Source organism: Erwinia sp. MMLR14_017 (assembly GCF_033657285.1).
Taxonomy (GTDB): Bacteria; Pseudomonadota; Gammaproteobacteria; order Enterobacterales; family Enterobacteriaceae; genus Erwinia.
The window spans coordinates 178,846-201,655 of the sequence record NZ_JAWVWP010000003.1 but is presented as its reverse complement, the minus strand read 5'-3'; the positions used below and the strand labels follow the sequence as shown (position 1 = coordinate 201,655).

18 protein-coding genes are annotated in these 22,810 nt (G+C 52.3%); 4 read left to right on the top strand and 14 right to left on the bottom strand.

Annotated elements, in window-relative coordinates; all coding sequences use genetic code 11:
• Window positions 1-15: 15 nt before the first annotated feature.
• From SD961_RS06445 to SD961_RS06385, 13 genes are all read right to left on the bottom strand, one after another.
• On the bottom strand, window positions 16-762 hold the full coding sequence (locus SD961_RS06445) for a hypothetical protein (RefSeq protein ID WP_318789570.1): 747 nt from the start codon (window positions 760-762) through the stop codon (window positions 16-18).
• A 233-nt stretch (window positions 763-995) separates the two neighbouring features.
• The gene (locus SD961_RS06440) at window positions 996-1,469 is read right to left on the bottom strand and encodes a hypothetical protein (RefSeq protein ID WP_318789569.1); all 474 of its coding nucleotides are present in this window, start codon (window positions 1,467-1,469) and stop codon (window positions 996-998) included.
• Between the two features lie 3 nt (window positions 1,470-1,472).
• Window positions 1,473-3,548 (bottom strand): kinase, encoded by a 2,076-nt coding sequence (locus tag SD961_RS06435; RefSeq protein ID WP_318789568.1) that lies wholly within the window; start codon window positions 3,546-3,548, stop codon window positions 1,473-1,475.
• 11 nt (window positions 3,549-3,559) lie between these two features.
• Window positions 3,560-5,911, bottom strand: a complete 2,352-nt coding sequence (locus SD961_RS06430) for a type VI secretion system tip protein VgrG (RefSeq protein ID WP_318789567.1) — start codon at window positions 5,909-5,911, stop codon at window positions 3,560-3,562.
• Window positions 5,908-8,562: a type VI secretion system ATPase TssH gene (tssH, locus tag SD961_RS06425; protein ID WP_318789566.1), complete on the bottom strand. Its 2,655-nt coding sequence runs from the start codon at window positions 8,560-8,562 to the stop codon at window positions 5,908-5,910. The genes SD961_RS06430 and tssH overlap by 4 nt, the downstream gene beginning before the upstream one ends.
• 177 nt (window positions 8,563-8,739) lie before the next feature.
• Complete coding sequence (locus SD961_RS06420) at window positions 8,740-9,231, bottom strand: Hcp family type VI secretion system effector (RefSeq protein ID WP_318789565.1); 492 nt, start codon at window positions 9,229-9,231, stop codon at window positions 8,740-8,742.
• 3 nt (window positions 9,232-9,234) lie between these two features.
• Window positions 9,235-10,950, bottom strand: a complete 1,716-nt coding sequence (locus SD961_RS06415) for an OmpA family protein (protein WP_318789564.1) — start codon at window positions 10,948-10,950, stop codon at window positions 9,235-9,237.
• The gene (tssL, locus tag SD961_RS06410; RefSeq protein ID WP_318789563.1) at window positions 10,947-11,636 is read right to left on the bottom strand and encodes a type VI secretion system protein TssL, short form; all 690 of its coding nucleotides are present in this window, start codon (window positions 11,634-11,636) and stop codon (window positions 10,947-10,949) included. The genes SD961_RS06415 and tssL overlap by 4 nt, the downstream gene beginning before the upstream one ends.
• Complete coding sequence (gene tssK, locus SD961_RS06405; RefSeq protein WP_318789562.1) at window positions 11,633-12,973, bottom strand: type VI secretion system baseplate subunit TssK; 1,341 nt, start codon at window positions 12,971-12,973, stop codon at window positions 11,633-11,635. Before tssK ends, tssL begins: the two co-directional genes overlap by 4 nt.
• Window positions 12,974-12,990: 17 nt before the next feature.
• Complete coding sequence (tssC, locus tag SD961_RS06400; protein WP_318789561.1) at window positions 12,991-14,532, bottom strand: type VI secretion system contractile sheath large subunit; 1,542 nt, start codon at window positions 14,530-14,532, stop codon at window positions 12,991-12,993.
• A gap of 38 nt (window positions 14,533-14,570) precedes the next feature.
• Window positions 14,571-15,068 (bottom strand): type VI secretion system contractile sheath small subunit, encoded by a 498-nt coding sequence (tssB, locus tag SD961_RS06395; protein WP_318789560.1) that lies wholly within the window; start codon window positions 15,066-15,068, stop codon window positions 14,571-14,573.
• Window positions 15,069-15,727: 659 nt separating this feature from the next.
• Window positions 15,728-16,816, bottom strand: a complete 1,089-nt coding sequence (locus tag SD961_RS06390) for a tartrate dehydrogenase (protein ID WP_318789559.1) — start codon at window positions 16,814-16,816, stop codon at window positions 15,728-15,730.
• 18 nt (window positions 16,817-16,834) lie between these two features.
• The gene (locus tag SD961_RS06385; protein WP_318789558.1) at window positions 16,835-18,145 is read right to left on the bottom strand and encodes an MFS transporter; all 1,311 of its coding nucleotides are present in this window, start codon (window positions 18,143-18,145) and stop codon (window positions 16,835-16,837) included.
• A 127-nt stretch (window positions 18,146-18,272) separates the two neighbouring features.
• Here SD961_RS06385 and SD961_RS06380 point away from each other — a divergent pair, with 127 nt between their 5' ends.
• From SD961_RS06380 to SD961_RS06365, 4 genes are all read left to right on the top strand, one after another.
• Window positions 18,273-19,181, top strand: coding sequence for a LysR family transcriptional regulator (locus SD961_RS06380; protein WP_318789557.1), 909 nt, complete (start codon window positions 18,273-18,275; stop codon window positions 19,179-19,181).
• A gap of 242 nt (window positions 19,182-19,423) precedes the next feature.
• Window positions 19,424-19,765, top strand: coding sequence for a hypothetical protein (locus SD961_RS06375; RefSeq protein WP_318789556.1), 342 nt, complete (start codon window positions 19,424-19,426; stop codon window positions 19,763-19,765).
• Window positions 19,766-20,318: 553 nt separating this feature from the next.
• The gene (locus tag SD961_RS06370) at window positions 20,319-20,582 is read left to right on the top strand and encodes a hypothetical protein (RefSeq protein WP_318789555.1); all 264 of its coding nucleotides are present in this window, start codon (window positions 20,319-20,321) and stop codon (window positions 20,580-20,582) included.
• Between the two features lie 140 nt (window positions 20,583-20,722).
• Window positions 20,723-21,802, top strand: coding sequence for a tartrate dehydrogenase (locus SD961_RS06365; protein ID WP_318789554.1), 1,080 nt, complete (start codon window positions 20,723-20,725; stop codon window positions 21,800-21,802).
• A gap of 11 nt (window positions 21,803-21,813) precedes the next feature.
• Here SD961_RS06365 and SD961_RS06360 read toward each other — a convergent pair whose 3' ends face one another.
• Window positions 21,814-22,752, bottom strand: coding sequence for a LysR family transcriptional regulator (locus SD961_RS06360; protein ID WP_318789553.1), 939 nt, complete (start codon window positions 22,750-22,752; stop codon window positions 21,814-21,816).
• Between the last annotated feature and the right edge of the window lie 58 nt (window positions 22,753-22,810).

Sequence of the window (22,810 nt, the reverse complement as noted above, 5' to 3'; positions counted from 1 at the left end):
CAAAATTTCTAAAAACTAACTAAAATAGAAAGATCGTTTGGTTCTCTCAGGGTATCTATCAAAGAGCACCTTATCTTTTTTATAATCTCTATTTTTAATCTCAATAAATGCAACATCACCATTTTTATCATAAAGAACATGAAGACCTTCCTCGACATAATTCCCTTTTACATAAGCATAATTAACCTCTTCACTAAGACGGCCTTTTTCAATACCGGATTCATAGTATCTTCGGCATTTCATAGTCTTACCATCAAGCGAGCACACTCCAAATTTAGCAAATGTAAAGCCATACTTTTCAAATGTATAAATAGTGGTTACATCTCCTTTATAAAAGAAAAATTTATTTTCTAAACGTGGTGCATTATCATAACCCAAATATAATTTATTGCCTTTATCACTATCTATATTTTCCGGAGGTATACCTTGACCAGTCCTGTCAATTTCTGAAACATAAGTTCTACCTATTTCTTTCTGCCTTGAACACACGTTATCATTTACAAATTCAATTTTTGTTATACCGCGAATGTATTCTTTACTATCAGATTTATAAGACATACATGCACATGAATATTTTTTCGACATTAACCGCTGATCTTTCTTTTTCGTTTCAAATTCTTTGACACCATTCTTATCGTAAAATAAAAATGTATCACCTCCCGAGTTGATCAGAACTCCACATGATTTTTTCAACTTGCTTGCTGCATAAGCTGGCAAAGAAATAATCAAGAACGAAAGTAAGATTAATTTTTTAAAATTCATACCCACCCCTAGGGAGACCATTAAAAACACTCCAACTCAGACAGTTATGGATTGTAAGTGCTAGTTAATCAATCAGGAAATTGTTCAAATATTTATGTTGTACATTGGCTTTTTTTTCAGAGAATAGAAAGAGAATAATATAATAAGGATTAACGATAATAGTTAAAACCTCATGCTAACTCCTTGATAGCACGATCAGCACCATCTTTTCCAATACATTGCCAATATTAATATCAAGGGTATCTATTAAATTCCCACGAGCTATTTTTATTGCAAGTTTCAAAGTTATTATCATCTGTAGGATCAAATTCCGACCCAACTGACTTCAAATTTCCATTTGCAAGATTAAAAAACAAACCCTGATTGGTTCCGATATAAGCGATATCCTTTCCTTTTAAAAAATCAACGCTAAAAACACCTTCGCTCACACTCTTTTCAATCTTTTTATATCTGTGATCCAAATCTACAAGAATCACATTTGTATCCTGGGGATTGCCCTCATTAATTATTTTCGGCTTACCCCAGAGAATTATTTTATCACCACTACATTTAACACTATAGCCATTGATAACAGTATCAAACTTAAGAATCTTTGTATGATTGTTAATGTCAACGGTTATTGAGTCAGTTCCATTTAATGTAACACCTGATGCATATGCATTAAATGAAATAAAAAAACCTGCAATTGTTGAAATAATCAGATTCATTTGTTAGTCCATCAAAATATGAGAGATTCTAGTTGTTTCTTTCCATCGGCGTTCTTCGTCAGTATACGCACCATTAATAGCTTTGGTTACAACCTTGGAGTGTTCATGTGAAACATCCAATTCCACAATTTTTGCATTTATTGGACGAAAACCAGCGGTACGAGCACCGGCAATCCAGTACCAGGCCCCAGCGTCAATACAGTTGTATGGGGAAATGGATAGAAGCTGTGGGTCATCAATGGCAGGAGCTTTGCTCAAATTAACAGGTCTCCACCATCCATTTATAAATCCTTTGTAGTTCATAGGGTATTTTTCTAAGTCAATCCATCCCCTATAACCCCAGTATTTACTGTAGTTTTCGCGGCCTGTAAGCTGTTTCATCCCCCGGCCTCTAAATTTCGGACCATCTCCTGGCTCAATATTTCCAAGTCGTCCATTAAGATAATCAAGATAGCCCCCAGGCGGAGGGTTATAGTACCCATTTATCTCAGAAGCAAAACTTGAATGGGTAGGGTTTCGTGAAAAACTTGCAGCCCCTTCAATCATTAGCGATAACATCCCTGACTCAATTGCACCCTGCCCAAAAAAATGTGATTTTCTTGTTGGCGTAGTAATGAAGTATTTTTCAAGGCAGCGGTTGATAATCTCTCTATATTTTTCTCTAACCTCCTTTGGAGACGTGCCTATCTTTTGCAACGCCTTAAGAGGATAGAGGTTATCTGGATAGACCTTTTCTAATTCTTCTGCTGAAAGCCAATTACATTTCCGAAACAATGTAATAAACGCTCTGGGATCAAAATGCCATACCCTGTTTTCAGGGACATCTCCACTTATGCATAGAGCTCGAGCATGATCTAGTAATTTAGCCCAAGAGTCGTTATCTAACGGAGGATCAACAGTTTCATTTTTCTCCTGCAACCATCCAAGTCGCTGCTCTAGCGTATTTTGATCCCATTCAAAGGGGAATCTACAAATTAATCGGCTTCTGCATTCATTTTTTGAATTTAGTACTATGTTTGAATTGCACTGGCTATCCATATCTGAATCATCTGTTACTAAAATCCAGCCCAACCAATGGGGAAAATCCGCATCGCTATATTTTTTTACTAAATCTGATGCGACATTTATGAAACCGCATCCACCAGGATAATTCACTTTCAGCCAGTAGTTATTGCTTTTATCAGATAAAGGCTTACTTTCAGAATTTAGAACACGGCCAAACCTGAGTAATTCATAACCTGATGAAATGGAATCTGGATGCCCTTTAACGGCATATTCATACATATTATTTTCATTCAAACCACTGATATCATTAATAGGCTCGCCAACGATATCAAACTGCCAATCTTCTTTCCCATTCTGCCTAGTGGTTATTACACGTGCCTCTCCTTTAGTTTCGATGGTTACAAATAGCTCGGAACTATTAGTGTATATTGGTGTACTTTCGTCAACGACAGTGACACCATCTATGCTTTTGCCATTATAAAAAGAGGTACCTGACGGAATGTAGAAATGAATATCACCAAAACATACATCAACTCTTCCATTTTTGGATGTATCAAGGTGCGGTTGTGATCTTCCTGTGATTTTTTCTATATACTGGTCTTCACAGTATATTTGCACGTGTGTAGCATTCACGCCATCGACCATGCCGGTTGTGCCTAATGAATCTTTTCTTCCGACAGCTTCCCCAACAGAAAGTGTATTCGATATGAAATTCAAATGCATATACATTGAAAAAAACGTGATTTTACCGTTTTCTCCAGAACCGATTTCAGTTTCATGTTTTATAACAATACAGCCATTATCCGTATAACCATTATAATTCAAAGGTTCTTTCTTTGTTTTTTCTTTTTCGGCAGGTTCTCTAATGAATACTATAGTCCCATCAGCTATCGCACGTAACATCTCTGGAGGGTGGCTCGAATCATTATGTTTTATATGTACGCCGCCGTGCCATGATTCTTTCCCATTAATCGGAAACCCACGACTAACATCAACGGGCATCATTTTGCCCACCCATCCTTCATCACTTTCATTTTTTGAATGAGGCCTTAAATATGGAGGACTAATAATCATGTTTAAATCCTTTATGAAAATGTAAACTTGCCAGATGGAGTATTTTGCTCTGGAGTTAATGCAGGCACAGCTTCTTTATTATTGGCTTTATCCTTTCGTCCATAATGCCCTGCTTTTGTTCTGTACTCACCCAACGTGGCTAATTCAATAGCATTACCATCTAAAGTGATGTAGCTTCCTCCACCGTTCAGGGTCAGCTTCTTCTTCGCGATGATTTTGATTTCATCTTCAGTACTTACGATACTAATTTCCTTACGAGCAAGCAGAGCCATCAGGTCGTTCTGCGCCTGTACCTTCACCGGTCCCTGGTTCGCGATGAGCTTGATCCCCAGCTTGCACACAAACACGCTCAGGGCATTACCCACCCCGATGAACAAATTTTTCACCACGCTGACGTCTGCATTTTTACCGGCAGTGGCTATCAGGTTCTGCCCGGCAGATACCTGCAGATGTTGTCCGCTGGTCAGCGCCATTCCATCCGGCGCGCTGAGCAGCAGCACTGATTTTTTGAGGTCTGTCAGCTGCTGTTCCAGTAGTTTGATTTGCGCCTGGAGATCGGCCGGGTTCGCGGTCGCCTTCTGCGCGTCATCGGAGATGGATGTCATCTGTTCCCGGGCATCACCCAGATTGCTGACAGCCGCCCCCATCTCCAGCACCTGACCCTGCGCCTTTGCCTGCCCGTCCGCCGAGATAAATATCCCTTTCTGCGCGCGAATGGCCCCCCAGCTGTCAGTCCTGAGTTCAAAGCCCTCGCCGCGCTTCTGCTTTTCGCTGTCAACGAGATGGCCAAGATTCAGCTGACTCTTGCCGCCGTACTCTGTCGAAACCTTGATATGCTCTTTCCCGCGCTCATCGTCGAGGCGGATTTTGTTGTTCGCCGGGGTTCGCAGGACGTTGCGTTTGTAGTTGCGGATGGTGACGGGGTCCGGGTGGGCCGAGTCATGCAGCACGCCGGAAATGTACGGTCTGTCCGGGTTACCGTCTTCAAAGCCAATCGCCACTTCGGTACCCGCCAGCAGCGGCAGGTGCAGGCCGTAAGTATCCCCTGCGTATGGGCGTGACTGGCGCACCCACAGGCTCTCGAACCCGGTTTCCCGGTTCTCACGGTCAAACAGCATGTTGACGCGATAGCGGCCGTCTTTATCAATATGCCCGTAGGTGTCATTTTCGGTGGTACTGGTGACGCGGGCCGGTAATGTGCCGGCCATGACCGGGCGTGAGCCTGGCTCAGGACGGAAGCTAAAATCAGTGCTGTCGGGGATACCGTCAAAGTTAACGCCGAAGTCTTCATCACGCCGCGCGTGACTGTGCATCGCCGTGATGACCACGCCATGAGCAAACACGTCCGCCACTTCGTACCCGCCGGTGACTTTCAGCACCTGCCCCGGAGAGAGGGTCGGACAGCTGGTGATGGCATGAATCTGCGTCTGGCCGTTCAGATAACGCTCATGACGAATGCGGGCATAAAACGCCCCGGACTCCGGGGCCGGATTGCGGTCGTACGCGCTGCCCGCCGTCAGCCAGCTATCTCCCCAGTGGTAAGCCTCCCCGCAGGTGGTCGTATCCCCGCGGGTCACGTCAACCTGCGCGCTCATGTCTTCCGTCGCCTGGCGGTAGTTGTAATCACGGGTGCTGACCTGCTTCTGCACGACGCTGTGATGGCTCTCCATCCCCCACACCGAGTCCGTGCCTTCCGAATGCTGTCCTGACGGCGGCACCGAGGGTAAAGTCAGGCCTTTTTCATAACCCTGCTGGCCGTCGTAAAACTCCACCACGTCGATGTTGAGGCGCGTGTCGGTGGTAAAGCGGAACCAGATACCCACTTCACCCAGCAGACGGGTGATAAAGTGCAGGTCGTCTTCACCGTACTGCATCACCTGCTCACGACGCGGGTACTCTTTTGAAAGCGAGAACAGAAAATCCTGCCCGCGCATGCTGTGACGCTCACGCAGGATTTTTTCCACGATTTGTGGGACCGACATGTCCTGATAAATAGCGTTCTGGTGCGAACGGTCAAGCAGCGCCAGGCGCGGCCGGAGCGTCAGGGCGTAACGGGTTTCATCTTTTGAGGTGCTGAGGCGTTCAAAGCCCGTAACCACACCCTGAATCACCCGCACCGGCTGCTGCACTTTGATGCCGTAACCCTGGTCAACCGGGGCCTGCAGCGTCAGGGAACCGGCCTTCATCAGCATCATTTCTTTGCTGATGGCATGGTCGGCACTGGTGAACTCAATACGGTAGCTGAACGGTTTGCTCAGGGCTTCATCACCTTCAAACGCCAGCACGTCGGGTTCTGCTTCACACCCTTTCACCGCCAGTAAATGGTGGTTATGACTGAATCTTATCGGAAGACGGTTGCTCATGCGTTCACTCCGTGTGTATGGTCAAACTCCAGTCCAATCCCCTCTTCCTCGCTCCAGCTAAGGCGTAACGACTGTGGTTTCTGCTTCGCGGCTATATGGGTGAGCAGTTGCTGACTCAGCACCGGCAGAATTTGCTGATTGAGCAGGCTGTCGACGTTACGCGCGCCGGTATCCGGCAGCAGGCAGGCGGCGGTCAGGGCGTCATACAGGCTTTCATCTGTATGGGTTTTCAGGCCATAGTGGCGTTGCAGGCGCTTGCTTACCTGGCCCAGCTTCATCTGCACGATGGTGCGCATCGCAGGCTCATTCAGTGGCCGGTAAATCACCGTCTGGAAACGGGCCAGCAGTGCGGGCTGAAAATGGTCGCGCAATATCGGGCGCAGCAGTTCCTGCAGGTCGCCTTCGGTGGTTTCCGGCTGTTCATCCAGCAGTTGCATAATCTGGTCGCTGCCGAGGTTGGAGGTCATCAGAATAACGGTGTTACGGAAGTCGATTTCGCGGCCTTCCCCGTCACGCATAAATCCCCGGTCAAATACCTGGTAGAACAGGTTCATCACATCGCGGTGCGCTTTTTCGACTTCATCCAGCAGCACCACGCTGTACGGACGCTTACGCACCGCCTCGGTCAGAATGCCGCCCTGGCCGTAGCCCACGTAACCCGGAGGCGAACCTTTCAACTGGGAAACGGTATGCGGCTCCTGGTACTCCGACAGGTTGATGGTGATAAGGGATTTTTCGCCGCCGTACAGCACATCGGTCAGCGCCAGTGCGGTTTCAGTTTTACCGGTGCCGCTCGGGCCGACCAGCAGGAACACGCCTTGCGGGCCGTTCTCAGACGTCAGGCCAGTTTTGGCCGCGCGCAGACGTTGCGCAATGGCGTTAAGAGCTACATCCTGGCCCACCACACGTTTGCCGATTTCCCCTTCCAGATTAAGCAGTTCAGTCTGTTCGTCCTTCATCAGCGAGGAGACTGGCACCCCGGTCCAGTCGGCAATCACGTTGGCCACGGTGCGGGTATCCACATCCACCTGAACCAGCACATCCCCCTGCTGCGCCTGCTCCAACTGCTGTTGCAGGTCAGAAATTTCAGCCTGCTGGCTGCTATCCTGACGGCTGGTCATCAACTGCTGTGCCAGCACCTTTTCGTTGCTGAAACGGCCTTCCTGCTGCTGAAGACGATCTTCCAGTTCAGTCCGCTGCTGCTCAATGACGCTCAGACGGTCGCCATGACGGTTACAGCCAGCAGCGATATCTTCCAGCAGCGCCTGCTCTTCCAGCTCCAGCGCCGTCAGCTGCGCTTTCAGACGCACAATGGCTTCCGGCACGGTATCAAGGCTCATGCGCACGCGGGCCGCAGCGGTATCCAGCAAATCCACCGCCTTGTCCGGCAGCTGGCGTCCGGTCAGATAACGACGCGACAGAGTAACCGCAGCGCGTACCGCATCGTCAGTGATATGCACACCGTGGTGTCCGGCATAGCGAGATTTCAGGCCGCGCAGCATCAGGCAGGCGGTCTCGTCATCCGGCTCGTCGACTTTAACCATCTGGAAACGGCGCTCCAGCGCGGCGTCACGTTCAAAATACTGCTTGTACTCACTCCAGGTGGTGGCGGCGATGGTGCGCAGTTCGCCACGCGCCAGGGCGGGTTTCAGCAGGTTGGCCGCATCGGCGCCACCGGCCTGATTGCCTGCGCCGATAATAGTGTGGGCTTCGTCGATAAACAGCAGGATGGGCGTGGGTGACTGTTGCACGGCGTCAATAACGTTTTTCAGGCGCTGTTCAAATTCGCCCTTCACGCCTGCGCCTGCCTGCAACAGACCGAGGTCAAGGGTGCGCAGCATCACGGTTTTCAGGCTTTCCGGCACGTTACCTTCCGCGATACGCAGGGCCAGGCCTTCTACCAGTGCAGTTTTACCCACGCCAGGTTCACCCACCAGAATTGGGTTGTTCTTACGGCGCCTTGAGAGAATATCCACCATCTGGCGGATTTCAGTGTCACGGCCAAACACCGGGTCAATTTTGCCCTCTCTGGCTTTGGCGGTGACGTCGAGGGTGAATTTATCCAGCGCGTTTTGCAGCGCCGGGTTGAGTTCACCTTCTTTTATTTCAGCCCCGACCGGCCGACCTATAAATTCCACTTCGCCACCGTGACCTTGCGCCAGCTCCGCTTCGCGCTGAACTTCCGGGCGTTCGTCGGATTGTGCATCCAGCAACGGCCGCAGGCGCTCCAGCTGACTCTGGCCCAGCGTCAGCAGTGGCCACAGACCGTCACAGCGTGCCAGTTTCGGTTTATCCACCAGCGCCATCAGCAGATGTACGCTACGGATCTGCTCTTCACCTGCCAGTGACGCCCGCATCCAGGCATCCTGCATCAGAGTCTGAGTGCTGTCCGCCAGCTGTGGGCGATGGCGTACAGATCGCGGTAACCCATCCAGCCAGCCGAGTAAATCCTGCCACAGGGCATCCATATCCCATTCATAGCGACGTGCCAGCACCGTGAGGTCACCTTCTCCCTGCTCCAGCAGTTTCAGCAGCCAGTGCTCTGGCAGAATTTCCGTATGCGCCCGGGTCTGGCACAGGGAGGCGGCCCCTTCCATGGCACGGGCGCAGTAAGGGTTGAGACGACGCAGGAGAATTGCCGGGTTTTCCATGTTTTTAAACTCGCTGTCTGGGGACCTTCAGGCACGCTACCGCCCATCGCTGCTTCCTTGTTGCATGGAACCTAAAGCGCATCAGGTCAGATTTCTCGGTTAGGGGATGTTTTACTCAGTACCCGCCAGGCAGGTACTCAGGAAAACTGCGGACAGGTTGCCCCATCCGCATCAGGCTTACGCGGTGGCGCGTTCGTTCCAGGAGTCGGAATGAATGATGTTGCCGTCTTTGTAGGTCCAGGTGATTTTTTCGTAACGCAGCTCGATCTGCTCAAGGTGGTTATGCTTTTCGAAGGAAGGATCTTTGATGTCGTGCATTTTCGGCGCGACTTTCACCAGCTTGACGTTTTCCAGTTTGGTGTTGAAGTACTCCACTTCCTGACCTGCGTCGTTAATTTTGTACCACTTGAATTCAGCAGACTTCAGGGTCTGACCGGTAGTCACCGCCTTGTACAGATAGGGGCTGGAGGAGTCGATTTCCTTGGTGAACAGGAACGGGGTGTGGATGCGGGTGCCGGTCAGCTTGCCGGTGTTGTTGTCGGTCGGGATGTACAGGCAGTGATCCTGAGCAATCACTTCAATGCTGCCCTCACGATCCTGAACGTCCACAGACCCTTTGATGTCCGCGCCGCCGTCGTCTTTCAGCCAAAGATAAACAGGAATAGCCATGTGTTATTTCTCCATTTCATAGTCGTGCACGTCATCATCCTGCAATGACGCATTGGTGTTGCCCGGAATTCGACAGGCATCGGCCTGTGGAACCAGACTGATTTCGACACGGCGGTTCCGCGCGCGGCCTTCCGGCGTGTCGTTTGTCGTTACGGGACGGCTTGCGCCATAGCCCTGTACAGCAAAACAGCTCTCCGGCACGTCGCCGGTATCACGCATCCAGTCGCGCACCGCTTCGGCACGCTTCAGGGAGAGTTTCTGATTGAGTTGTGGACTGCCGGTATTGTCCGTGTAGCCTGCCACCACGATGAGCCAGCCTGGTCTGGCTTTGATGCCGACGAGGGAGTTCACCAGCATTTTGGTGGAGCCGCTTTTCAGGACGGATTTGCCAGAATCAAACAGCGACATACTGTCGAGACGAACGATTTTCGGTACCGGTTCTGGCTTCGGCTGCGGTTCAGGTGGTGGCGGCTGCGGCACATACGAGCGGATCGCATCCAGCACCGTAAGGCGCAGACGTTCACCCTGATACAGACCCAGGCCCAGCCGGGCCGGTACGCCGTTACGCGCCCAGTTATCCAGTTGCACTGCATCCTCGCGCAGAACCGCGACGGCATCGGCTTTCGGACCATAATCATCCATCGGGATACGGTCATAGCGGGCAATATCGAAGCTAACGCGATGCAGCAGCTGACGATTGTTCCAGCCACTGCTGAGCAGCGCGGCAATTAAAGCCAGAGTGAAAATCCCGAGTGCACAGCGCCAGGCACGACCCCGCGAGGTTAATCCGCGCCCTTCCGGCAGCAGCGGCAGGATGAAATCCGGGAACGGTGATATCACCGTACTGTCTGTCCCCACCGGCTGCCAGCCAGCCACCTGCTGCATGGCGGTGTGGCGGGATAACCAGGCAGTCCAGGCCGATGATGCCAGGTTTCCGGCAAGGATCGGCCCCATTCCCCACAGCACAGCTGCAGGTGCAATGGCCGGAACATCGGGATTCTCATCCATAAAGACGGCTTTGACGTGCTGATGGAACCAGCTCATCAGGCTGTTCATCAGTACCTGTTGCTGCATCGCAGACGAACCGCCGGTGGTGACCCATGCGGCGACAGAGCCTGGTGCTGAAGACTCACGCCAGACCCTCACCTCTTCTCCCGTGATCGCCGCCTGCCAGAGCATGTCATTCGTTATCGCGCTGCCGACCTGGCCATGCAGAACCAGCGGCACAGCATGTCCGGTTTCTTTACGCAGCTGGCTGATTTGCCAGCGCAGGGCCAGCAGGCGGCTGGTAAGCCGCTCGCCGTCAGCGTGCTTCTGCGGGCAGACACCGACCATCACCGACAACTGTCGCCCCCAGTCAGGACGCTGCCACAGTACCTGGCGGGCTGCCTGATCCAGATCCTGAAGATCCTCCACACGGATCCAGCACCCCTGCGTGACAGTGAGCACCGGTGAATGATGGGGCCAGGCCTGCGAGAGATCGCCACAGACCAGCACCACAGGCTGACGGTAAGGGGCTTCCGGAAGATCTTCCAGGCGCAGGGTGATGTCGGGCTCCCCACGACGACCGGCGACGTACCAGAACGTCATGATAAGCCCCAGCATCGCCAGCAGAACAAGTACAGAAACCAGTCGGGATAGCGGCAGAAACCCCAGGCAGACCACTGCACTCAGCACGGCGGCCCACAGCGCAAGCCCGCGCTGTTGTGCAGGACTCATTTCACGGCTCCCGGCAACAGGATCAGCAGCATCTGATCGAGCCACTGGCTCAGCCCCCACCACAGCGCCGCGACCACAAACACACTCAGGCCAATACGCACGGGCCATGACGCCAGCCATCCGCCCATTCCCCGCCCGGCACGACTTTCCGCCAGTACAGGATGGGTTTGTGGATAGCTGAACGGCGTGACATGTTCATTAAGGGCGTTGACGAGTTTCTGGCGCTCCGGGTCGTTAAGTGAGCGGAAATTGCCCAGGAAACCCAGCATCATGACCCGCTGGAAGCAGGTCACAACAGCGTGGTCAGGAGCCGGTTCACGCAGCACATCGCGCATCCGATCGCACAACGTATCTCCGGCGTCCATGGTGCCAAGGAAATGCCCCTGCAGGGGAATATCATACCACTGCACACAGGCGTCATCCTCCACACCGCGACCTTTGACCGCCTCATCAAGCAGCGCACACTGTGCTGTGAGAATATGCTGACAGCTGGCCTCATCGAGTTCGTTCGCTTTCAGTTCACGCTGCACACGCCCGGCATCGGCGACACAGCGCTCCCACAGCTTGCGTCCCTCCCCGTCCTGGAATTCCGGCCCGTGGCGCAGGCTGATCACCTGCAGCCAGGTGTCCTGCAGCAGCGCATCAATATCAATGGACGCGGCAGCGCCGCGTTTACGCTCACTCATGTTCTCAGTACCGCAAAGAGTTCAAGTTCAGGCTCGCCGAGCATGCCCGGGACGTAAAACATGCATGTTCCACTCTGGAGCATTTCTGTAGCCAGCGGATGGGAGAGATCGAGACTGAAATACTGGTTTTCCAGACGCAGTGGAATGGCGGCCGGCACATGGCGCAGTGGCGTCAGTGGCACACCCACGCGGGAAGAATTGACAATCCCCCGCACATGGTCGGGACTGCCCACTTTGCACTGGCGCGGAAACTGTTCCTGCAGTTGTGCCACCGGCATCGGTGAGCGCACAGACAGGTAGTAATCGGCCCCTTCGCGCAGACGCGGGTCATGCAGGCGGGCCTGCCAGAAGTGCAGTCTTGGGTCATAGTCGAGTTCAAGTGCTACCACCCGCGACGGCAGGCTGGCTTCGAGCAGATCACCCAGCAAATCAAACAGCGGCGGGAATACCGTATTCAGCTGCTCATGCTGCCAGGCCGGAATGGCGCTTATTTGGTGCTCCAGTGAGAATGTCAGCAGGCTCCCCGCGAGGCGGGCCAGCTCCGGGTAGAGGCGTTCCGGCGGGCTTTGCAGGTTACGCTGAAACTGTCCCAGCACGGGTTCGGCGCTGTTCAGGGCGTTCAGCAACCAGAACAGGGACACGTCGGCCACGGCAAAGTCGGCCATGCGCTCATTGCTTTCCCGGCGCATCGCCATCAGGCGGCTCAGGCGGGCACGCAACTGGGTCATCAGCTGTTCCAGTTGGGTCACCAGCCAGCGGCTGCCCTGGATGGTCAGGAGCGGAGGAAGAAACGACTCATCAAGTTGCCACGAACCTTGCGAGTCCTGCTGTAGTCGGGCGACAGAACAGGTCAGGTAATCGCTGTTGTTCTGATGAGCAAACCTCAGCGTCAGCTCCGGCTGCATCACGGCAATCTGACGGGTATCGTCCCCAAAGGTATTGCGGACATCCCGCCAGCGCTGGCGATATCGTACCGGGCGCTCAGCCATCTCCTCGGGTCTCAGGCAGTTGCCGCCGTTCGCCCGCAGCAGCGGAAGTGCCAGCACCACTACCACTTCATGCGATTCACTCTCAAGCGACAGCGCCGATGGCAGGCCGTCAGCATTATCCGTATCGATAAGTGTCCCGTCCGGAAAACGGATATGCAGATGACGGGCCTGCAGGCGGCCCAGCTTCAGCGCATCCGGTTCGAAAGTAGCTTCAATCATCCCCCAGGGCTGGGTAAGACCCAGTCGGGCAATGCATTCCGCAGACCAGGCCGCATACGCGGCCTGTTGCTGGAAGTGCTGGGGAGAGACCATGATGCCCCTGCCCCATAACGGTTGTTCCGTTTTCATCGGCTTCCTGCCTTACGTTACGATTTCGCTTTCGGCATCTGGGAAACCAGTGACAGATTGACATCCATACCTTCCACCTGGAAATGCGGTACGGCATAGAGCTTCACGCGGAAGAAGCCCGGGTTGTCCTCAATATCTTCCACCACCACCTTCGCATCGCGCAGCGGGTGAGATGCCTGTAGCTCATCGCCCGGATCGGTCATTTCAGTTACCAGGCCACGAACCCAGGTATTGAGCTCCAGCTCCAGCAGGCGACGGTCCTTGGTGGTACCGATGTTTTCACGCTGAATAAGCTTCAGATAATGCGCGATACGCGACAGCAGGAAGATGTAGGGCAGACGGGAATTGATACGGCTGTTGGCGGTGGCATCGGGGGTATCATACAGCGCCGGTTTCTGCGTTGAGTTCGCAGAGAAGAAGCAGGCGTAGTCGCGGTTTTTGTAGTATGACAGGGGGATAAAACCGAGACTGGCGAACTCGAATTCGCGCGTTTCCGGGATCATCACCTCAGACGGGATTTTCACCTGATTACCGGTGCCCAGGTCATACAGATGGATCGGCAGATCCTTCACGGCACCACCGGCCTGCGGCCCACGGATCTGCACACACCAGCCGTTATTAATAAAGCTTTTCACCATATTGGCCGCAAAAGCAAACGAGGCGTTGGTCCAGAGGTATTTATCGTGGTCAGGGCCTTTAACCTCTTCAACATAGTTGAAGCTGCGCACCGGCACGGTGTCCGGGCCATATGGCAGGCGACCCAGCACACGCGGCATCACCAGGCCGATATAGCGGGAGTCATCCGTCTCGCGGAAGGATTTCCATTTGATATACTCGGCACGGTCAAAGTAGTTACCGATATCCTTAATCGCCGCCACTTCCTCCATAGAGTCTTTGAGGAAGAATTTTGGACCCGCCGAGCCGATAAACGGCATATGAGCGGCGGCAGATACTTTAGAAATATTGCGCAGCAGAGCGACATCCTGCGCTGAGGCATCAAATTCATATGCAGAAATCAGTGCGGCAACCGGCTCGCCACCCGGGCTGTCATACTCTGCCGTATAGGTGTGATGATATAATCCGCTTTGGATAATCTCCGGTACATCTTCAAAATCCTGACGCAGATCCTCTTTCGACAGATCGAGCAGCTCAATTTTGACGTTCTGACGGAAGTCTGTTTTATCGACCAGCGACTTCAGCCCACGCCAGATACTTTCTGTTTTCTGAAATTCCTCATGATGCATTACCGCATCCAGCTGGCGGCTAATTTGCCAGTCCAGCTCAGCGATATGGCGGTCAATCAGGTTCTTGTCCAGTTTTTCGACTTTTGCACCCGCTTTGGTCAGACACTCCAGAAATACCTGCATGCTTGCGGTCAGACGTTCGTCAGCAGTCGCATCGGACATCGCCTGCGCATCCTGCCAGATATCCAGTGCGCTCAGCCCGGAAACCGGACTTAAGTTAATTTTTTCAAACAGGGAGGCATACACGCCGCCCGCTTCTGACCGCTCCAGCATCACACTCGCGCCACCAGCACCATTCTCATTTTGTACAGACATCAGCACTCCTTAATTAATCCGTTAAATCATCGTGACCGTTATGGCTGTTTCGGTGCCAGAGCAGAGAGCTCGGCTCTGAGTTCGGCACTGAGCGCCGGGTCAATCAGGATTTTTTCCAGCTCTTTACGGAAGGCCTGGTTGTCCAGCAGGTTGGCTTTGAGGTCACGGAGCAGATTACGCATGGCAAGCATCGCCCTGAGCTGCGGGATTTGACGGGCAACCTGTTCAGGCTCGAAGTCTTTCATCTGATGAAAGGCAAGGCTGACGTTTTCTTCGCTGCCGTCACCAGCCAGCGTGTTTTCCACGGAAAGCCTTACGGAGGGAGAGAATTCAGATAACACGTTGTCGAAGTTGTTTTTATTGATGCTGACAGTTTCACGCTCCGACACCGGACATTGCCCGGCGCCATTGCTGTAATCCCCCACGACCATCAGCTTGAGGGGTAATTCGATTTTTTTCTGAGCGCCGCCCGTATGCAGGCTTAACTGGATATTAACGCGAGCTTTGGGGATCTCGGACTGATAGGAGTTAGACATGGCTGTCCCTGTTCTATGGAGTAACAGAAAGGGTCATTGCCAGTGAAAAATTAATAAGAAAGGCTACCTTGCCAGAATACATCCCTGTTCGCATCATCCGACACGAATCCAATAGCGGGGTCAAAAGCGAGCACATTCCATTCACCAGCAAGCTGACACCTGATTTTCAGGGGATTATCTGAAATTGCTTCCTTTTCGGACAAAACCCCACAAACAGGAGTGTAAAAACGTTAACCTCTCTGATGGAAATAAAAAAATGTAACATAATTTTACAGAGACGGTGGTTAGCAAAAATCTTACATCAACCTGATTTGCAAGAATTTTCCTAAACAACCCCTTAAATCAGCATGGGATAAGGCGTGCAAAAAAATTTCAGATTAATTCACAAATATGAATTGTACAAAATACACTCAACGGTGTGAAAAGTCTGAATTTAACTCTTTATAATAAATGGGCGGCAAGCGACTTCAGAGCAAACGCCAGAACAACGGTTAGCCTGGATTGTTACTATTTTTATCCTGCCGTTAAACCTTCAAATGCCAGTAAGCAGGAAATACATAATTGTGCGCGTAAGAACTTAAACGCAGCAGGTAATGATGCTTGCGCTACAGATCAATGGGCCTGTCCAGGCCCATTCTCCTTTGTAAACCAACAAAGAATTAAACTGTCTCTTCCACCCGGACTTTAGACTCAATAAATTCAACCACTGCCCGGGTCACCTCTGCTGTGGTGGCTTTACCCCCGACGTCTGGAGTCAGGATCCCTCTGGCGCAGACATCTTCGATACCAGCCAGGATTAGCGCGGCAGCGTAGCGTTCTCCCAAATGCTCCAGCATCTGGGCGGCAGTCCAGAAGGTCGCAATGGGGTTAGCGATCCCTTTGCCGGTAATATCAAACGCCGAGCCGTGAATAGGTTCAAACATTGACGGGAAGCGCCGCTCCGGGTCGATATTCGCTGTCGGCGCGACCCCCAGGCTCCCGGCCAGTGCGCCGGCCAGGTCAGACAAAATATCCGCGTGCAGATTGGTAGCAACAATGGTGTCCAGGCTCTGCGGATGTAACGTCATCCGGTGCGTCATCGCATCCACCAGCATTTTGTCCCACTTCACATCCGGAAATTCCTGCGCCACTTCCGCCGCAATTTCATCCCACATCACCATGCCGTGACGCTGAGCGTTGGACTTGGTGACTACAGTCAGCAATTTACGGGGACGGGACTGCGCCAGCCTGAAGGCATAACGCATAATACGGGTAACGCCTACGCGAGTGAAAATTGCCACTTCCGTGCCCACTTCTTCCGGCAACCCACGATGCGCACGCCCACCGTTACCCGAATATTCTCCTTCGGAATTTTCACGTACGATCACCCAGTCCAGATCGCCCGGCCCACAGTTACGCAAAGGCGGGATAATGCCCGGCAGAATTTTAGTCGGGCGTACGTTGGCATACTGATCGAAGCCCTGGCAAATCGGCAGACGCAAACCCCACAGCGTGATATGGTCCGGCACGTCAGGTGCGCCTACTGCGCCAAAAAAGATAGCGTCGAACTTCTTCAGGGTTTGCAGCCCCTCTTCCGGCATCATCACACCATGTTTTTTATAATAGTCAGAACCCCAGTCAAAATTCTCAATATCAAATTTCAGCAATCTGTCCTGTTTTTCCAGCGAACGTAATACCTGAATCCCGGCAGAAATAACTTCAGGGCCGATACCGTCAGCAGGAATGGCAGCAATAGAATAGTGGCGCATAATAATCTCCATAAAGAATTAATGTATTTCGGGTTGAGAAAGCTCGTCCGTTCTTGCCTTTTTATTGCCAGCCGAAAGCAACAGCACAATAAAGGCCGATAAGATCAGGAGTCCGGCAACAAAATAGAGTCCCCAGGTGTAAGATCCTGTTTGCTGCCGAATAATGCCGATAACCACAGGTCCGGCAAAACCGCCCAGGTTGCCAATGGAATTAATTACCGCAATACCCGCAGCTGCGGCCGGACCGGAAAGAAACAGCGTTGGCATACTCCACAGCGGCGGTTTGGCAGCACTGATGCCGATATTGACCAGTGCCAGAGCCATAATGACGCCCAGCAGCGTGGTAATATTGCCCGCATACACCAGCCCGGCGGCCGCTAACAGACAGGCAGTGATCACATGCCAGCTGCGTTCACCTTTGCGGTCGGAATGGCGCGCCCACAGGATCATCGCCACTACGCCGAGGATCGCCGGGAGAGCATTAAGGAAGCCGGTCGCCAGCGAGGAAGCGCCAAGAGAGTGGATGATCTGTGGTGACCAGATGCTCAGGGTATAGAGTCCTGCCGAGGTGCCGAAATAGACCAGCGCCAGCGCCAGTACCCGGCGGTCTGCCAGCCCGCGCCAGATGCTGCTGTGGCTGCCGGTTGCCGAACGGGACTGCTCCTCTGCCTGCAGCGTCCCCTGCAGCCAGTCACGTTCTTCATCGGTGAGCCACTTCGCCTTTGCCGGACGGTCAGTGAGGAAAAAGAGCACCACTACCCCCAACAGAACGGCGGGGATCGCTTCCAGCATAAACATCCACTGCCAGCCCGCAAAGCCCATCATGCCGTGCATCTGCAGCAAAGCGGCGGACAAGGGCGACCCCAGCGCGGTTGACAGGGGCGCGGCAGCCATAAAGATGGCGGTTACCTGCGCCCTTTTTGCTGCCGGAAACCAGTAGCTGAGATAGAGAATAATGCCGGGGAAGAAGCCCGCCTCTGCTACGCCCAGCAGAAAGCGCAGCAGATAAAAGCTGTTGGCGCTGTTCACCAGAGCCATACAGCCGGAAACCACTCCCCAGGTGATCATCACGCGGGCAATCCAGATGCGTGCGCCAACCTTGTGCAAAATAAGGTTAGAGGGCACTTCAAATAAAAAATAACCCAGGAAAAATATCCCCGCCCCCACGCCAAATACGGTGGGAGAAAAACCGAGATCTTTATTCATGGTTAGTGCAGCAAAACCGAGATTCACTCGATCGATAAAGGCGATGAAATAGAGCAACATAATAAAGGGCACAATGCGCAGGGTAACTTTACGCATCACCCGTTTTTCGAGGTGAGTGTTCATTTTGAGGTGCTCCGCAGGTTGTGTAGGGTTTTGTTTTTTTAATAAGGCTCAGTATGCAGTTCGGGCTGGACTTATCATCAGGCGTGGATTATATAATTTATTTAAATAATCACAGGGCGGGGAAATTATGGATATAAATCAGTTACGTTGCTTTATGACCGTGGCCGAAGAGCTGCATTTTGGGCGGGCAGCGCAAAGGTTGGAAATGATGCCTGCGTCACTAAGTCGCTTTATTCGCCTGCTGGAAGATGACCTGGGCGTACGTCTGCTTAACCGCTCAACCCGCAACGTGTCACTGACAGTTGAGGGGGCAGAGTTTTTTGAAGAGGCTGGTTTGGTGATTGCCCGGTTTGATGCTCTGGCGGTGCGCTTCAAAGCTGGTAAAAAAATTGGTCGCCGCACGGTACGCATCGGTGCTATCGACAGCGCTGCCCGTGGTCTGCTTCCCCAACTGCTCAATATGTTTGTACAGGCGCATCCCGAGGCAGATATTCATCTGACGGAAGATAAAACCATCAATCTGATCCCACGGCTAAAGTCCGGCTGGCTGGACATAATTTTTATCCGACCGCCGGAGAACCTGGACAGTAAGCTGGCAGTAAAGTTTATTACCCGCGAAACCTGTGTCCTGGCCGTTCCGGCGGGTCATCCGCTGGCGGTAAGAACTTCGGTAAGCGTGGCCGATTTCAGGGAAGAAGCGATGATTGTGCCAGAGAGAAGGACGCGGCCGCACAGTCACGATCTGACGATGAACGTCTTCAGAAACGCCGGGCTGACTCCGCAAATCGCACAATTCGCTGAGGAAAAGCAAACCATTCTGAGTTTTGTCGCGGCGGGGTTGGGTCTTGCCATCGTCCCGGCCTCTTTCCGTAATATGAACAGCGAGGGGGTTACCTATATTCAGCTGATTATGGATGAAAAAATCAAAGGCCTGCCGCTGAGTATGGCATGGCATAAGGGCAGTAACGATCCCAATGTTGTTGCCCTGCTGACGATTTTTTCCCGGCGAAGAGAGGAGTTGGTAGCCGGCCTTTGATAAGCGGGATAACAAGAAAAGATAACAGGTGAATGCATTAATCCGCTCTTTTTACCCCAGGGATTACCCCGCTAAAAGAAGAGCTGAAACGGCGAAATTATCATTCTGATGATGGACTTCTCTTAAATTGCCGCAACGACAACAAAGAGTTAATGAAGTGTGAGCCAGCCGAGATTTTTCTGGCAGCCTCAGGCGCCCCACGCTAAGCTCTGCGCAAATTTCTCCAGCCCGAAGCGACAGATATGAAGACTAAACTGCTGGCCATACTGATTCTGGTCATTATCGCCACTGCCCTTTTTCTGGCCCTGAAACCTCATAAGCAAAATCCGCATTATTTTGCTGCGGCCTGCGTGATGATCAATGACATTGGGCAACCCACCAGTCAGAAGCAGTTTATGACGAAACTTCAGCAGGTGATTGTGAATGAAAATGCCTCCTATGCCTTTGATAAAGTAGAGTTCGACAGCGATTCTGCACGTGGTGCCAGCGAACGCTATTATGCTCTGACACCAGAACAGCAGGCTCTGACCCGCCAGGGGCTGACTACCTGCCTGAAGATCATGCTGCCTGCAGATAAATCCTGAGCGCCTGGCGGCCCGGTGAAAATTGGGCTGCCGATCGGCTGTACGAAAGGTATTTATTATAAAAATTTATTAGTTTGATAATTCTTCTTTTTTCCTGCGTTTAGTCCTTACTATGATCCCAAATGATAAAATTTTTGATTATTTAAAAATGAGAAAAATCCCCGCACTTTAATCCTCAGCATAAAGTTTTTATTATTTATGACTGGGTATAGTAGAACGCGTACATCAGGAAAAATTATCATTAGCATTCAATTAAAAAGGAGGGAGTGACACGAATAAACGCCAGAAATTAAGCCAGAATTAACCTTTCCCGCCACGCCTTTACCGCTGTTTTTTCTCAAAATCCCCACATTCTTACCGCCACATAAAAGATGAGTTATTAGTAACGTAAATCTGATTGCCCCGCATCCATTACTCACGCTTAACTACCGGGTCAGGGCTTATTCTGTAAAAAGCCAGGCGGGGCGCCAACGGATATATAATCCCTGATTAATATACTTTACAAAATAATAACATCATGTTCTTCAGACCTTTTTACAGCGGGAGTGATAAAATGACTGCCGAATATTACTACGTTACACAGCGCCCCGATCAGATGGATTTTTACATGCTTCACCGCGCAGGCTGCCCGGCAATGCCGGCGAAAGAGACGCTGCTGTTTATCGGCAGCCTGTACGATGTATCTCAGGCATTAACAGTGGCGCAAATGCGCGCAGGTAAAAAGGTGAAAGCCTGTTATCACTGCTGCCGCCCCAGACAGGAAGGGGAGCCGCCTTTGCCAGACAAAATCCAGTCCCGCCGCCATTCGAACAACTAACCGGGCGGCTTCTTGCCTTTCTTTTTCTCTGAGCAGGAAGTCTGCTGAACTGGGATTTTAGGATCTCAGGCCATATGACTCCCCCACTTTTATGCTGTAATAGACCCAGCATAAATGGTGCTCTCTGAAGGAGTTTTCACATGGCTTTAGCAACATACAGAATTGCTGTGATCCCCGGCGACGGTATTGGTAAAGAGGTGATGCCGGAAGGCGTGAAGGTGATGGATGCCGCCGCCCGCCAGTTTGGTTTTGCCTTTGAGTGGGAATGGTTTGATTTTGCCAGTGCGGAATATTACCAGCAGCATGGCAAAATGCTGCCGGATGAGTGGTTTGAAACGCTGAAATCATTTGATGCGATCTACTTCGGTGCCGTGGGCTGGCCCGAGGTGGTGCCGGATCACGTCTCCCTCTGGGGTTCGCTGTTGCAGTTCCGTCGTCAGTTTGACCAGTATGTGAATCTTCGTCCGGTCCGGCTGTTAGCTGGCGTCAAAGCCCCGCTCGCCGACCGGAAACCGGGGGATATCGACTTCTATGTGGTGCGGGAAAATACCGAAGGCGAATACTCCAGCGTGGGCGGCACCATGTTCCCCGGCACCGACCGCGAGATCGTGATACAGGAAACCGTGATGACCCGTACCGGCACCGATCGCATCCTGAAATTTGCTTATGACCTTGCGCAAAAGCGGCCGAAAAAGCATCTGACCTCAGCGACCAAGTCCAACGGCATTGCCATTACCATGCCGTGGTGGGACAGCCGTGTGGAAGAGATGAGCCGTCACTATCCTGATGTGCGCGTCGATAAATACCATATTGATATTCTGACCGCGCATTTTGTGCTGCACCCCGAACGCTTCGACGTGGTCGTGGCCAGCAACCTGTTCGGCGATATTCTTTCGGATTTGGGGCCAGCCTGTACCGGCACCATCGGCATCGCCCCTTCTGCCAATATCAATCCGGAAAGGACCTTTCCTAGCTTGTTTGAGCCTGTGCATGGCTCCGCACCGGATATTGCCGGAAAAAACATTGCCAACCCGGTAGGGCAGATTTGGTGTGGTGCGATGATGCTGGAGCATCTTGGGCATCCTGAGGCGGCGGAAGCGGTAGTGAAAGCCATTGAGCAGGTGCTGGCAGCGAGTGAGAATAAAGCGTCGCTGACGCCCGATATGGGCGGAAAGGGTAATACACAACATCTCGGCTCCGCTATCGCCGCTATCCTTTAAGCAACGACAGGTTACAGCCGATCCTCAACAAAAATTGTCCAGAGTTCCTCAGCCGCCCGCGACAGCTTGCCTGCCGGGCGGTAAAGACGGATCTCCACCGGAATACAGAGGTCGCTCTGCTCGCTGGCGGCCGGGCACAAGGTGCCATTACTGACCTCCAGCGCCGCCAGAGACTCTGGCAGCCACGCCACACCATCTCCCGACCGCGCCATTACCTGTAGCGTAGCAGCAAGATCGGAGGTAAAAACTACCTCCATTCCCCTTTTTCTGCGGTTTACAGACGCCGTATTAGCGACGATCCTCCCCAGCCCAGACTCCTTACTGTAGGAGAGCAGAGGAAACGGCTTTTTATTCTCCACCGACCAGCGGGGTTTTGCCGCTTCGCCTTCATTGCCCGGCACTGCACTGGCATAAGGCCTGAGCCAGTCCGTGCCTACCCGAACGCTGAAATAACGCGCCATGTCGAGGTTAAGCTGCATTTGCGGATGATAATGGCAAAGCAGAAACTGCGTCTCGCCCTGGTTCAGCATGCGCTCGCAGGCGCGCATAGTGTCAGACAGCAGTTGGAACGCACCAAAGCGGGCAATCTTTTCATTTTTCCGCAGCCAGGCAGGGAAAAAGGTAAATGAAAGGGCATGTGTGGCGGAGAAAACCACCTCTGGCACCCCCTGCCCGGCCAAATCAAGCGTCTCGCTGCGTAATGCATACAGCGCACGGATCAGATCCGGAACCTGTTTACAGAAGAGTTCACCCGCGCGGGTCAGGTGAACACCACGCCGGGTTCGTTCAAAAAGCGGCGTGCCTGCCCACTCTTCAAGCGACTGGATACGGCGGCTGAATGCGGGCTGGGTCACATATCGACCTGCTGCGGCTTTAGAGAAATTCAGCGATTCGGACAACGCAACGCAGTCTTCAAGCCAGGTCAGATCCAGGTGATGCCGGTTTTGCATAACAGCTTTCCTATCAGGCATTAGATCGCCGCCACACTCATCGCTACTCTCAAGGGTA

Bases quoted from the DNA above. Each gene is read 5' to 3' on its own strand.
- tssC (WP_318789561.1), bottom strand. From the start codon at position 14,532: ATGTCTGTACAAAATGAGAATGGTGCTGGTGGCGCGAGTGTGATGCTG.
- tssK (WP_318789562.1), bottom strand. From the start codon at position 12,973: ATGAAAACGGAACAACCGTTATGGGGCAGGGGCATCATGGTCTCTCCC.
- SD961_RS06390 (WP_318789559.1), bottom strand. From the start codon at position 16,816: ATGCGCCACTATTCTATTGCTGCCATTCCTGCTGACGGTATCGGCCCT.
- SD961_RS06385 (WP_318789558.1), bottom strand. From the start codon at position 18,145: ATGAACACTCACCTCGAAAAACGGGTGATGCGTAAAGTTACCCTGCGC.
- tssB (WP_318789560.1), bottom strand. From the start codon at position 15,068: ATGTCTAACTCCTATCAGTCCGAGATCCCCAAAGCTCGCGTTAATATC.
- SD961_RS06435 (WP_318789568.1), bottom strand. From the start codon at position 3,548: ATGATTATTAGTCCTCCATATTTAAGGCCTCATTCAAAAAATGAAAGT.
- SD961_RS06365 (WP_318789554.1), top strand. From the start codon at position 20,723: ATGGCTTTAGCAACATACAGAATTGCTGTGATCCCCGGCGACGGTATT.
- SD961_RS06360 (WP_318789553.1), bottom strand. From the start codon at position 22,752: ATGCAAAACCGGCATCACCTGGATCTGACCTGGCTTGAAGACTGCGTT.
- SD961_RS06370 (WP_318789555.1), top strand. From the start codon at position 20,319: ATGACTGCCGAATATTACTACGTTACACAGCGCCCCGATCAGATGGAT.
- SD961_RS06415 (WP_318789564.1), bottom strand. From the start codon at position 10,950: ATGAGTCCTGCACAACAGCGCGGGCTTGCGCTGTGGGCCGCCGTGCTG.
- SD961_RS06380 (WP_318789557.1), top strand. From the start codon at position 18,273: ATGGATATAAATCAGTTACGTTGCTTTATGACCGTGGCCGAAGAGCTG.
- SD961_RS06430 (WP_318789567.1), bottom strand. From the start codon at position 5,911: ATGAGCAACCGTCTTCCGATAAGATTCAGTCATAACCACCATTTACTG.
- SD961_RS06375 (WP_318789556.1), top strand. From the start codon at position 19,424: ATGAAGACTAAACTGCTGGCCATACTGATTCTGGTCATTATCGCCACT.
- tssH (WP_318789566.1), bottom strand. From the start codon at position 8,562: ATGGAAAACCCGGCAATTCTCCTGCGTCGTCTCAACCCTTACTGCGCC.
- SD961_RS06445 (WP_318789570.1), bottom strand. From the start codon at position 762: ATGAATTTTAAAAAATTAATCTTACTTTCGTTCTTGATTATTTCTTTG.
- tssL (WP_318789563.1), bottom strand. From the start codon at position 11,636: ATGAGTGAGCGTAAACGCGGCGCTGCCGCGTCCATTGATATTGATGCG.
- SD961_RS06420 (WP_318789565.1), bottom strand. From the start codon at position 9,231: ATGGCTATTCCTGTTTATCTTTGGCTGAAAGACGACGGCGGCGCGGAC.
- SD961_RS06440 (WP_318789569.1), bottom strand. From the start codon at position 1,469: ATGAATCTGATTATTTCAACAATTGCAGGTTTTTTTATTTCATTTAAT.